Origin of the sequence: Tamlana flava (genome assembly GCF_041287255.1) — a bacterium.
GTDB lineage: Bacteria > Bacteroidota > Bacteroidia > Flavobacteriales > Flavobacteriaceae > Tamlana > Tamlana flava.
This window is the reverse complement of the sequence record NZ_JBGGTX010000004.1, coordinates 26,181-40,252: the sequence shown is the minus strand read 5'-3', so window position 1 is coordinate 40,252 and position 14,072 is coordinate 26,181. Positions and strand designations below refer to the sequence as shown.

General features: G+C 37.2%; 6 protein-coding genes. All 6 read left to right on the top strand.

The window, feature by feature from the left end:
• Positions 1-484: 484 nt before the first annotated feature.
• The 6 genes from ACB104_RS12335 to ACB104_RS12310 all read left to right on the top strand — a co-directional run bounded on the left by ACB104_RS12335 (position 485) and on the right by ACB104_RS12310 (position 13,975).
• Positions 485-2,986 (top strand): pectate lyase family protein, encoded by a 2,502-nt coding sequence (locus tag ACB104_RS12335; protein WP_370479152.1) that lies wholly within the window; start codon positions 485-487, stop codon positions 2,984-2,986.
• 196 nt (positions 2,987-3,182) lie between these two features.
• On the top strand, positions 3,183-6,503 hold the full coding sequence (locus ACB104_RS12330; protein ID WP_370479150.1) for a SusC/RagA family TonB-linked outer membrane protein: 3,321 nt from the start codon (positions 3,183-3,185) through the stop codon (positions 6,501-6,503).
• A gap of 13 nt (positions 6,504-6,516) precedes the next feature.
• Positions 6,517-8,346 (top strand): RagB/SusD family nutrient uptake outer membrane protein, encoded by a 1,830-nt coding sequence (locus tag ACB104_RS12325; RefSeq protein ID WP_370479148.1) that lies wholly within the window; start codon positions 6,517-6,519, stop codon positions 8,344-8,346.
• A 17-nt stretch (positions 8,347-8,363) separates the two neighbouring features.
• Entirely contained in the window at positions 8,364-10,013 is a 1,650-nt protein-coding gene (locus ACB104_RS12320; RefSeq protein ID WP_370479146.1) for a DUF4957 domain-containing protein, read from the top strand.
• 198 nt (positions 10,014-10,211) lie between these two features.
• On the top strand, positions 10,212-11,717 hold the full coding sequence (locus ACB104_RS12315; protein ID WP_370479144.1) for a pectate lyase family protein: 1,506 nt from the start codon (positions 10,212-10,214) through the stop codon (positions 11,715-11,717).
• A gap of 20 nt (positions 11,718-11,737) precedes the next feature.
• On the top strand, positions 11,738-13,975 hold the full coding sequence (locus ACB104_RS12310) for a pectinesterase family protein (protein WP_370479142.1): 2,238 nt from the start codon (positions 11,738-11,740) through the stop codon (positions 13,973-13,975).
• Positions 13,976-14,072: the final 97 nt, after the last annotated feature.

Genomic DNA, 14,072 nt, shown 5'->3' with positions numbered 1-14,072 from the left:
AAATCATTTTATATTAAGCAAAGAAGATAATAACTTATTAATTCTACAGGAAAATTGCAATCGATTACACAAATATATTAGAAAACTATTAATTTCCAAATTATTTGATCTTAATATTAATAAATATCACGGCTTATTATTCCATTTGAAAGTGCATTCCTAATAAAAGCTTATCGTTCAACCCTTGTAAACACTTGTTATCAGACTTTTTTTATAATACTAAAAACTCTGAAAAACATTTTTTTAAGAATACATTGAAGAAATCAAAATTCAACATTAATTTTCTTGCTAAGGGAAATATAATCCGAACACAATACTTAAGATCATTTCATTTTTGGTAAAACCATATTAATACCCTAAATCCATATATCATAAGATTAAAACATTTCTTTTTTTATTTACTTCATCGCTTTATTAGTTCATGTTCATAAAATAATTACATTTGGACAATCGATTACATCTAAATTATGCGAAAGACAATATATTGAAAAATTTATTCTTTTACTCGGCTTTTCTTTGGGTTACCTTTCATGCAGCAGCCCAAAATGTTACTATAATGGAATCTGGTGGTTGGTTAGAGTCTGCCTTCCTTAAATGGGCTCCCGTTGTTGGAGCAGACAGTTATAATGTCTACTATTCCGGTGAAGGCATTTCTAACCAAAAAATAGACGACCAACTTATCAGATGCTACGATGGTTATTTTAGAGCCGATATTTTAGGGCTAAAAGCTGGTACTTACACAATAAGTGTAGCAGCCGTAATGTCAGGTGTTGAAGGGTCTTTGACAACCACCGAAACCATTGCGCTTGAAGCTCATGACCGCACAGGTTTTGCTTTTTCCAACGGAAGAATTCCGGGTGCATATAATTTAGATGGCACACCACAAAGCGATGCTGTTATTCTATACATCACTGAAAATAGCAAAAATACCATTGAGTTAAATGTTACAGGGGCAAATGCCAATCCATGCATTGGATTACAAACCATATTGGATGGATTTAAAAAAGGTAACGACACAAGACCACTTATAATTCGCTTAGTTGGTCAAATTACAGACCCTTCCTATCTTTTGAATGGGGACATCGTCATTGAAAATAAGAATAACGCTTCAAGCCATATTACCTTTGAAGGCGTCGGTGATGATGCCGTAGCAGATGGATGGGGCATTCGTGTGAAAAATGCAACCAATATAGAAATCAGAAACCTAGGCTCAATGAATTGCAATAGCGATGAGGGTGATAATATTGGGCTTCAACAAAACAACGATTACATTTGGGTGCATAACGTAGATTTCTTTTATGGTGACGCCGGTGGCGATGCCGACCAGGCCAAGGGTGATGGCGCACTTGATTGCAAACGATCAACTTATGTTACATTTTCGTATAACCACTTTTGGGATTCTGGAAAGTCAAACCTTTTGGGCTTAAGCGAAGACCCTAATGATGACCTATACATTACATACCACCATAACTGGTACGACCATTCAGATTCACGACATCCTCGAGTTCGCTTTTATTCCGCCCATATTTATAATAATTATTATGACGGAAATTCAAAATATGGTGCAGGTTCTACAAACGGTTCTTCCTTATTTGTCGAGGCCAATTATTTTAGAAATTGCAAATACCCTATGTTAACCTCCATGCAAGGCTCCGACGTTTATGATGAAAACACGGGAACAAATGATTATTCAAATATGCCCACCTTTTCCAGTGAAGATGGTGGAACCATAAAGGCTTTCAACAATTATATGGAAGGCGCTAGACGATTTGTGCCTTATGGTGATGCTGGTTTTCCAAATTCCACAGTAGATTTTGATGCTTATGTTGTTTCAACCAGGAATGAAACCGTTCCTGCCAACGTCACATCGGCTTACGGAGGAAATATTCACGACAATTTTGATACCAAACCATCTATCATGTATGCCTACACGCCAGACTCACCAGAAGAGGCAAAATCCAAAGTGATGCAATATGCTGGACGAATGCACGGTGGTGATTTCAATTGGACCTTTAATAATGCCACCGATGACACATCTTATGCCGTGGACACAGCCCTAAAAAGTGCTTTAACAAACTATAATACAAGTTTGGTCTGTGTGCAAGGCGATGTTGGCCCAGAGCCAGCTCTTGTATTAACGGCCAATGCAGGAGATGCCTTAGTCAACTTAAATTGGACGGTCACTAATTACGGTGCTGCTTCTTATGAAGTATTTAGAGATATAGATGCCGATCCTGCAGGAAGAACCAAACTGGCAGACATTGGTGATCCAAACACATTAAACTATTTGGACAATACAGTAACCAATGGAACAACCTATTATTACTGGGTGGTTGCTGATAGCTCTTTAGAGTCCAATATAGATTCAGCAACTCCCTCTGAAGGCGGAACGGGTACTGGGGACGAAATCCATAATTTTACAGAATCTGGACTGAGCAGTACGTTTTATTCCATTTCTGGTAATCTTTCAGACTCCAAAGGTACGGTACTATATAATGGACTTACATTAACCCAATGTTTAAAAATCGAATCGAGTACCAGTATCACATTTACAACTACCGACGCATCTAATTTAACGCTTGTGTTTAATGAGGGCTATTCTGGTGCTATTAAAATAAACGGAATAAGTTATAGTATTACAGGAGGGGTACTTTCAGTACCATTAGCTACTGGCAGCTACGAAATAACTAAAGACAGTGTGGCCAACCTGTACTATATGAGTATTGAATACGACGCCTTGGGTCTGAACGAGATCTTGAAAACCAAAATTAAACTATACCCGAATCCGGTAAAAGACCAATTACACCTATACTCTAATCCAGAAATAGGCAAGGTTGAAATTTATAACCTCATGGGCGTGTTGATTTTAAACATAGAGGGCCACAATATCCATTCTATAGATTTAAGCCAGCTGAGTTCGGGGTCGTATTTAATTAAAGCCTTCACTCATGATGGTGTTACCGATAATTTAGTTATAAAGCAGTAATTTGGTGAATTATTTGCTTTTATTGATTATTTTAAGTGCTTTATTCTAATTGGGCATGAAAATCAATTTTTTCTTTCAAAAATGATGGACTTATGGAAAATTACACCTTTTTTATTTGGATTGTCAAAAAAATATAATAAATTCGTGCAATCGATTACAAATTATAACTAAAATTATTCACTAAACTAAGTAATTTATGACTAAGAGACTAATCCTTTATTGGTTCCTCAAACCCAACGTAAGAGAAACCAACAAATCGTATTTGAAAAAGTACCATTTCGTTTTGCTTTATTTTGTTTTTGCATTATGTAGTACTTATATGATGGCTCAAAATAAAACCGTTAATGGTGTTGTGACTGATGGTACTTTAGGAGGTGGGTTGCCTGGAGTATCTGTACTTGTTAAAGGCACTGCTAAGGGTGCTGCAACCGATTTTGATGGTAACTACACACTAACTGATGTTTCTCCCAATGCCACCTTGGTTTTCTCATATCTTGGGTATATCACTCAAGAAGTGCCAGTAAGTAACCAATCGACAATTAATGTTACTATGGAAGAAGATATTACATCTTTAGACGAGATTGTTATTGTTGATTATGGTTATGGAAAAGTAAGAAAAGATGATATGACCGGTTCTACGGCCAGTATTTCTAGCAAAGAACTTGCAAAAATCCCTGTAGCCAATGCGGCCGAAGCCCTTTCGGGAAGATTACCCGGTGTAAACGTAACTACCGCTGATGGTGAACCCGGAGCAGATATTCGAATTAGAGTAAGAGGAGGGGGGTCAATCACCCAAGATAATTCACCGCTTTATGTGGTTGATGGATTTATAGTTGACAATATTAATGACATTCCACCTAATGACATTGCAAGTATTGATGTTTTAAAAGATGCCTCAGCTACAGCTGTATATGGAGCTCAAGCCTCTAATGGTGTAATTGTGGTAACCACCAAAAGCCCTGTAGAAGGAAAAATTGCCGTTTCTTACAACAACTTTTTAAAGTTCAACACACTGCCTGAAGAACGTAAGTATGATGTTTTAAGCCCTTATGAATTTGCTTTGGCCAATTATGAACACTCTATCTTACAGAGCGAAGCTCGATTAAGAAGTTTTGAAAAGTTTTTTGGAGTTTACGAAGATCTGGAACTTTACAGACAAAAACCAGCTACCGACTGGCAAGATGAGTTATTTGGTAAAACAAGACTTTCACAATATCATAATGTTACAGTTGGTGGAGGAAGCGAAATGACTAAAATTAACCTGAGTGTATCTCACAACGACGAGCAAGGTTTATTGGATAACTCTGGTTATAAAAGAACAGCGATTAACTTTAAGTTAAATCAAAAAATATCCGACAGACTTACATTTGATGCCTCTACCAGAATCACCAGTACTGAGAGGGCAGGAACAGGAGTAAATGTAAAAAGTGCCGTTCAAACCAGGCCAACAAATGGTATTGCTGATGAATTGGACATTGATTTTACCCAGGTTGATGGTGATAACGATTTTCAGCAATTTATTGAAAGTCTAACAACACCTGTTGAGCAAATAACAAGACAAAACTGGAGAAGAAGACAATATAACCAATATGTTCTTAATACTAGTCTTGCTTGGGCCATAACGGATGAATTAACCGCAAAATCGACCTACACATCCCAAAAAGATTTTTATGAAGAACGAAGATTTTGGGGACCATTAACAGGAGAATCGTTTAATAATGGTGGTAGTATGCCATTAGGCCAAAGAACAATTACAGAGTCTCAAAATTATAGATGGGTGAACACCTTAAACTATAAAAAAGAATGGACTGACTCTAAACTAGATTTATTGATCGGTCATGAAGCATCGTCTGATGGAGGAAAAAGTAATTTTGCTCGTTTTGAGGACTTCCGTTTATCCATTACCCCCGAAGAATTATTCGCTAATACGGCCTTTGGTCGATTAGACCGAATCAGTTCTTCTGAATTCACAGACTCTAACAGATTGTCCTTCTTCACACGTGCAGATTTTCAATTGCAAAACAAATATGTATGGACATTAACCGCTAGAGCCGATCAATCAAGTAGGTTTAAAAAAGAAAATCGTTTAGGTATTTTCCCTGCACTAGCTTTTGCTTGGAAAATTGAGGAAGAAGATTTTATGGAAGGCGTAGGGTTTGTTGATAAATTAAAATTAAGAATTAGCTACGGAGAAACCGGTAATGATAGAATTGATCCTACTTCTACTCAATTTCTTTTTGAGGGTACCACTAATCGCGGTCCAGGTTTTGGTAATGTTTTTAATGTATACTATACCCCAAGTAGTTCCTCCCTTTACAACCCAGATTTAAAGTGGGAGACTACTACAACAAACAATCTTGGTTTAGATTTCTTATTGTTTAATAAACGTTTAAATGGTAATTTAGATTATTATAAAAACGAAACTAGAGATTTATTACTACAATCTGCTATCCCGAATAATACCGGGTTCAATACCCAATGGGGTAATATTGGTACCACTTCTAATGAAGGAGTTGAATTAGGGTTAACCGCATATCTTATCGAAAATAAAGACTTTAGCCTATCAATTAACGGTAACATTGGGGTAAATAAATTTACTATTGATAGGTTAGATGGAACCAATGAACGTTTTGAAATCTCCAATTGGGCCAGTACCGATTTAAAGGAGATTACTGATTACTACTTGCGTGTTGGTGGTCCAATTGGTGATATTTATGGCTATGTTACTGATGGCTTTTATTCCACGGATGATTTCAGGAATGATGATGGAACTCAACGATATGATCCTGCAACAGGAAAATATACACCAAGGGATGATGTACCTGATTCTGGACCAGTGGTGGGTAACGCGAATATTAGACCCGGATTTTTAAAATTAAAAGACCTCAACGGAGATGGCATAATTGATGGCAATGATAGAAAGGTAATTGGAAATACACTCCCAGATTTTCAAGGAGGTTTTGGTTTTAATGCAAGATATAAAGGGTTCGATTTATCGGCGTTCTTTAATTTCCAAAAAGGCAACGACGTTTATAACACCGGTAAGATTCAATACAACCAGTTTAGAAGAATTACCTATGGAAACCTATTAAATACTATGAATTCTGCCAACAGATTTACTTATATAGATCCTGAGGGGCAATATACAGGAACACCTGGCGCTGTCGTTACAGATTTAAACGACTTAGATGAATTAAATCAAGATAAAACCATATGGTCCCATGCCAGTCATGGTGTAGCACAAGCTGTTATCCATTCGTGGGCCGTTGAGGACGGTTCCTTCTTAAGGTTAAACAACGTTACCTTGGGGTATAATTTCCCCCAAAGCTGGATATCAAAATTAGGAATGTCTCAATGTAGACTTTATGCAACCGGAAGTAATCTATTTATTTGGACAAAATATTCTGGGTATGATCCCGAGGTGAACTCAAGCAGTAACCCGCTTACACCTGGAATCGATAACTCTTCATTCCCAAGGAGTAGATCGTACACTGTTGGTCTTAATGTAACATTTTAAAAAAATTAGTATTATGAAAATAAAGAATATTAACAAAATTTGTGTCCTGCTTACCTTGATGCTTACATTAGGATCTTGTAGTAAGGATTTTTTTGAACCCGATTCCATTTCAACATTCGATTTAGATTATGTCTATTCAAATGTTGATGACGCCAGAAATGGAGTGAACGCCATTTACTCCTATTTTAATCAAGATGCCTTTAGGTCTAGATTATCCAACAACATGACCGGTAATACCGATGTTGAAAGGCAATCTGGTTGGACCAGTGCAGGCGAAAGGTACCAAATTTGGAACCTGGAGGCTGTTGAAAGTAATCGTGATTTGGACATTGTCTGGACCTTTGCATATACCTCCATAAGAGATGCGAATATTGCCATTCAAGGCATCACAAACAGTGGCTTTTTGGAATCCTCAGATATTACAGTTAAAAACACATTCAGTCAATTGTTGGGTGAAGCGTATACGTTAAGAGCCTATTGGTACAGTATGTTAACTTTTTATTTTGGTGATGTACCATACGTTACAAATGCGCCAGTTGCCGGTGATAATTTCCTTCTACCAAAAACCCATAGAAATATCATTCTTGCAAACGAAATTCAAGCATTAAGAGATGTAGAGGAAGGTATGCAATGGGCCGACCAATTACCCTATGGTATTGAACAAGTAAATCGCGAATACACTATAGGTATGATTGCCCGTTTAGCGCTACAACGTGGCGGCTATTATTTAACACCTGAGCTTAATATGGTTAGGGATGGTGATTATAAAACATTCTATACCATTGCCAGAGATTACTCGAAAAAATTGATGGATTTAAAAGATCGTGAATTACCTAGAGATTTTAGACAAATATTTTTAAATCAATGTAAATTCATTGCCCCTACCAATAGCGATATTCTTTTTGAAATACCTTTTGCAGTTGGTAGTGGTGATGTAGGTTGGAATCATGGCATTAGTGTTGTAGGCGGAAGTACCGCTAAACATGACTATGGATCAGGGGGCAACTACATGTCTATGCCATTAACCTATTACATGTCCTTTGACAGTAAAGATTTACGCAGAGAAGTAACCTGTGGTTTATACGAAATTACGGCAGAAAGCACAAATGGTGGGGCGGTATACGAACATGTAGGAACAAACGTTTCTCAAGGAAAATGGAGTCGATGGTTTTTAGACACCCCTCCTGGTAGAGAATCGGCAAAAGGTACTGGCATTAACTGGCCCATGATGCGTTATGCCGATGTGATTTTAATGTATGCGGAAGCTGAAAATGAATTAAACGGTCCTACTTCTGAAGCTAAAAATGCTTTAAAACGGGTTCGTCAGAGAGCCTTTGACCCTGCCGATTGGAGTGCCAAAGTAGATTTATACGTTGATAGTTTGAGCGATACAGAATCTTTCTTTGAAGCTATTGTTGACGAACGTGCTTGGGAGTTTGGTGGTGAATTTATTCGCAAATATGAACTCATCCGATGGAATCTTTATTATGATAAAGTAGAAGAAACCGTTCAAGGTTTGAAAGATTTAGCTGATGCTGCATTTAATGGCACCGGCACTGGCCCCGATTATATGTATTGGAAAACTGATGAAAATGGAGATTTCGTAGTTTTAAATCCAGACTCCTATGTAGCAGCCGCAGATGAAACTTGGGAAAGACAAGCATTTTTAATCGCACTTCATGATGACGCCACAACATATGAGGATTGGATTTTAAATGACTATGAAAATTATCTTAACGGTCCTGGAGCGGCTAATAAAGCCGTAAGGTACATTTTCCCAATACCGTCAACTGCCGTTGTAAACAGTAAGGGAACTCTTGCTAATGATGGCTATCAATTTTAACAACTAATATTAAAGACATGAAAAATAAATGTAATATTTTTAATTTCAGGACACTACTGTTTTTATCCTTGATTGTTAGCATGTTTAACGCCTGTGACAATAAGGATTCCCAAACATTCGATAAAACGCGTTTGTTTCGTCCTGTCCTTAACGAAGAATTATACGCCGAAGGAAATACCATCATAGTCAATATGGGAAGTTTAAAAGAGGCTGTTGGTTATACTTTAGAAGTAAGTAGAGACACTTTTGCAACCATCGAATACACTATTTTATCTGATGTCAGTTATGTAGAAATCAATGCCAATACGGTTGGGGAAGAGTTATTCTGGAATACTTTATACCAAGTTCGAGCCACGGCTCATGCCTCCGAACCAGAATTTGACAGTAAAGTTGCCGATTTAGGCAATGTCAGAACGGAGCGGTTCCCTACTATTTTAAATGTTCCTTCAGTTTCTGATGTAACCGATGTGGGGGCCAGAGTAACATGGACAGTGCTTGGAGCTCCTGTAACAGGTATAAAGGTATTTGCTGCAAGTGATTTGAAACTTACAACACCACTTTTTGATGAAACACCAGTGACCGCAGAACAACAAGAAGCAGGTGAATCTTTTGTTTTTGGTTTAAGCCCTGAAACGGAATATCAAATAGCCATTTATAGTGGCTCTGATTTAAGAGGTTGGGTAAACTATACCACATTAACTCCAGATATTGATACCTCACTGCCAAACGTTATTGACTTAAGTGACAGTGAAGATAGAACTGCCGTAGAGACAGCTGTGGCCAGTGCTAATGATGGTGACATCATTCTAGTTAAAAGAGGAGTTGAATATGACGCCCCTGGGGTTTCACTTAATAAATCGCTCACCATAAGAGCTGCCTATGGCTTTGGAGAGCAAAAAGCAAGACTTTTATTCCCAGGTAATTTTGATTTAGATGATGGCTCTAATGTAGATCACTTGCGTTTTATTGATTTAGAACTCCGTGGAACGGATTGGGGGGGTAAATATGTAATTAATATAAGTAAAGCAGCTACATTAAATGAGTTTAGCATTGATAATTGTTACGTTACCAACTTTAGAGGGATATTTAGACAAAAGGATAATCCATCCGTGGTAAATAATTATATCATAAACAATAGTGTAGTAGATAGCATTAATGGCTATGGCGTAGCAACCTGCGACAAAGACACTGCTATTCTTAAAAATATCATGTTAACCAACAGTACTTTTAACCGTACCATATATTTCTTGGCTTCTAGAAATAATTCTGAGTCTGTATTGATTGAAAACTGTACCATGGCTAATATTAATGAATCTGGGCGACAGATGCTTAGATGGCGAGGTGGCGATGGTAAAAACAATATTACAAATGGCGTTGTTATTAAGAATAGTATTATAGGCCACTGCTGGGATAAAAGTGAATCTGGTGTAGTGTCTATACGAGGTAGAGAAGGTTTAGACAACACCCTATTTGACATAAGCAATACTTATACCGTTTCAGATTTCTCATGGACTTCTAATCCTATCGAAGCTCTACCAGTAGGTAATGCAAATAGCAGTCAGGACGATTTATGGGAAGATCCAGAAAACAATAACTTTAATATTAAAGATTCAGGTTTTCCTGGTAAATATGATACTGGCGATCCTAGATGGCGAGTACAATTATAATTCAAAACATTATTCAGGTTAATTCTTTAACCTAGTAAAGTGGATATCTCAAAAAGTGAACATACTTTAAGATATCCACTTTTTCTATAATCTAAAATTTAAAGACCTGAAACCACAGGTAAAAAATATTTATTAACACAATGAAATGATTATTTTTAACATTGAAAGTTACATCTGACCGTTAAAAAAAATAAACAGATGAAATTCTATTTTAAGACCATTATATTCTTCGTACTTCCATTTTGCTTTGCATGTAGTGGTAGCCCATCTTCCACCGATAACGAAAAGGAAGTTGAAATTGTTGAACCTGAACCTGAGCCTGAGCCTGAAACAGGAGAACAACCTGTTCAGGTTATAGAAGATGCGTTTGCTTTTCCAGGTGCTGAAGGATTTGGCATGAACACTACTGGAGGACGTGGTGGCAAAGTTCTTTTTGTAACTACGTTGAATGATTATGGTTCTGGAAGTCTTCGAGAAGCTGTTAATACCACTGGAGCTCGCTATATCATTTTTAAAGTATCCGGAACAATAAGACTTCTTTCTGAATTAAAATTAACCAATGGTAATGTTACCATTGCTGGACAAACCGCTCCAGGTGATGGAATTTGCTTAAAGAATTACCCTGTTTCCATCAATGCAGATAATGTAATAATCAGGTTCATGAGGTTTAGAATGGGTGATGAAGCCCAGCAAGAAGGTGATGCCATTGGTAGTCGTTTTCATAAAAACATCATTATAGACCATTGTTCCATGAGTTGGTCAACCGATGAAACAGTTTCAATATATAACAATGAGAACACTACGCTTCAATGGTGTTTTATTACCGAAAGCTTACGTAATTCTGTCCATGATAAAGGTTCCCATGGCTATGGCGGTATTTGGGGAGGTAAAAATGCTTCATTTCACCATAATTTATTAGCCCATCATGATAGTAGAAATCCACGCTTGGGTGAATATGCTGGCTCAGCCTTCGCACTAACCGATTTGGTAGATTTAAGAAACAACGTTATTTACAACTGGCAAGGCAATAGTGCTTATGGTGGTGAAGCGATGAACGTTAATATAGTAAATTGCTATTATAAACCTGGACCTGCAACAACAAAAACAACGCGTATCATGTCTATTGACAAAAATAAGGTTGCTGGCACTGCTGTTTATGATATCTGGGGCAAATTCTACATTGACGGAAATTATGTGGAAGGTAGCACGGAAGCAACGACAGACAATTGGACTTATGGCGTCTACAACCAATTCCATGGCAGTTATGGCGCGGTTTCGGAAGAAGACAAAGCAGCCATGAAAATATCCGAACCGCACAATATAAACAACAATGTAAATACACATTCTGCTTTTGTGGCTTACGATAAAGTAATTGCGTATGGTGGGGCCTCCCTTAAAAGGGATGCAATCGATGCAAGAATTGCAGATGAAGTAAAAAACAAAACATACACATTTGAAGGTTCAAATGGCAGTACAAAAGGTATTATCGATACACAAAGTGATGTAGGTGGCTGGCCAGAGTTAATATCTGAAACGCCTTCCACAGATACTTCTGGTGATGGCATGCCCGATGAGTGGAAACTTGCCATGAAGTTAAAAGTGGAAGATAACAACCCTAATGGGCATGAATTAAGTTCTGGTTATGAAAACATTGAGGTGTACTTAAATAGTTTGGTGGCTTTAATAACTGATAATCAAAAGTAAATTTAGAAATCAAAAAAATTATGCTAAAAAAATCAGGCTTCTTGTTAGCGCTCATTTTATTATTAATTCATACAAACCATGCGCAAGAACTTGCTTTTCCAGAAGCAGAAGGCTTTGGGCAATATGCCTCTGGGGGAAGAGGCGGATTGGTTTACACGGTAACGAATTTAAATGACGACGGTGAAGGAAGTTTAAGAAAAGGCATAGTAAAAAAAGGGCCAAGAACCATAGTATTCGCTATTTCAGGAACTATTGAATTAAAGTCTGACTTGGATGTAAACCGAGGAGATTTAACCATCTTAGGACAAACCGCTCCAGGAGATGGCATTACACTAAAAGGCTATCCATTCACTATAAAAGCTGATAACGTTATTGTACGCTATTTAAGGTTTAGAATGGGAGATGTTAGTAAAGTTGAAGGAGATGCCTTGGGGTGCAGAAACGCCAATAATGTGATTATAGACCATTGCTCCATCAGTTGGGCAACCGATGAAAATGCTTCATTTTACAACAATAAAAATTTCACTTTGCAATGGTGCATCATATCAGAAGCTTTAAACCATTCGGTGCATCATAAGGGGGCTCATGGTTATGGAGGTATTTGGGGCGGTGTGAAAGCATCATTCCACCATAATTTAATAGCAAGCAATAACAGCAGAAATCCAAGATTTAGTGGCTCTAAAACAACCCAAAATTCAGAAAATGAATTTGTAGACTTTAGAAACAACGTTATTTACAATTGGGGCGAAAACAGTATTTATGGCGGCGAAAGCGGAACCTATAATATGGTTAATAACTATTTTAAATCGGGGCCTGCGACAACCTCATCTAAACTTGATAGAATTGTAAATCCATCTGAACCTTATGGCCAATTTTATGTAGACGGAAATTATGTTGATGGCTATGAAAACATTACGAAAAACAATTGGGATGGTGGCGTGCAATGCGACAATCCTGAAGCCGTCAAATTAAACTCGCCGATATCCATAAATGATAATATAAAAACATCAAGTGCCCTTGAGGCCTTTAAAGAGGTTATGAAAAATGCTGGTGCCAGTATTTTTAGAGACGCTGTGGACTCCAGAATCGTTCATAACACCCAAGAGGGCAGTGTTAATTATGAAAATGGCATTATTGATTCACAGGAAAATGTTGGGGGTTGGCCCGCTTTAAAATCTGAAAAAGGAAAAATAGATTCTGACAGGGATGGTATTCCCGATGAGTGGGAAAAGCAGCATCAGCTTAATCCAAAAATTGCCGACTCCAATGGTAAGTCCTTAGATAAGGTCTACACAAATATTGAGGTATACGCTAACTCATTGACACGTTCAACTTCCAATGTAACAACCATCAATGATGAAACTTATCATTTTGTTATTGACTCAAATGGTAGCGGAAATTTTAAAACAGTGCAAGAAGCTATTGACGCTGTACCCGATTTCAGAAAAAAAGAAACCAAAATTTTTATAAAAAATGGTATCTATAAAGAAAAATTGGTGCTTCCCGCTTCAAAAACAAATGTAACGTTTATCGGTGAAAACAAAGAAAACACCATATTGACCTATGATGATTATGCCCAAAAAAGAAACGCATTTGGCGAAGAAGTTGGCACAACAGGTTCTACTTCATTTTTTGTGTTTGGTGATGGTTTTAAAGCAAAAAACATAACTTTTGAAAATAGTGCGGGACCCGTTGGCCAAGCAGTTGCTGTAAGGGTTGATGGTGATAAAGTAATTTTTGAAAATTGCAAATTCTTAGGAAATCAGGATACACTTTATTTGCACGGAGACAATAGCCGACAGTATTACAAAGATTGTTACATTGAAGGCACGGTAGATTTTATTTTTGGTTGGTCAACCGGGTATTTCGAAAACTGTGAAATCTTTTGCAAAAATCGCGGCTATATAACTGCTGCTTCAACCAATAAAGACACCAAATATGGTTTTGTTTTTAAAGACTGTAAAATAACAGGAAATGCGGAAGAAGGCTCATTTTTTCTTGGAAGACCTTGGCGCGATTATGCGGAAACCGTTTTTATTAATTGTTACATGGGCAATCACATAAAACCCGAGGGTTGGCACAATTGGGGCAAACCCCATGCAGAAGAAACCACTTTTTATGCAGAATACAATTCTACAGGTCCCGGAGCTTCCAATGAAAGGGTTAATTGGGCAAAAAAACTTTCACAAAAAGACATCAATTCTTTTAGTAAGGAAAATGTGCTAAAAGGTTCGGACAACTGGGTTCCTGAATTCTAAATATTAATCTTAAAATTGTTATTACTTCTGTTCTCTTTTTAATATTCTAAGTATTATCTTTGAGAAATTATGCTTTAAAATACTTATTTGCTATTTT

Bases quoted from the DNA above. Each gene is read 5' to 3' on its own strand.
- ACB104_RS12330 (WP_370479150.1), top strand. From the start codon at position 3,183: ATGACTAAGAGACTAATCCTTTATTGGTTCCTCAAACCCAACGTAAGA.
- ACB104_RS12325 (WP_370479148.1), top strand. From the start codon at position 6,517: ATGAAAATAAAGAATATTAACAAAATTTGTGTCCTGCTTACCTTGATG.
- ACB104_RS12320 (WP_370479146.1), top strand. From the start codon at position 8,364: ATGAAAAATAAATGTAATATTTTTAATTTCAGGACACTACTGTTTTTA.
- ACB104_RS12315 (WP_370479144.1), top strand. From the start codon at position 10,212: ATGAAATTCTATTTTAAGACCATTATATTCTTCGTACTTCCATTTTGC.
- ACB104_RS12310 (WP_370479142.1), top strand. From the start codon at position 11,738: ATGCTAAAAAAATCAGGCTTCTTGTTAGCGCTCATTTTATTATTAATT.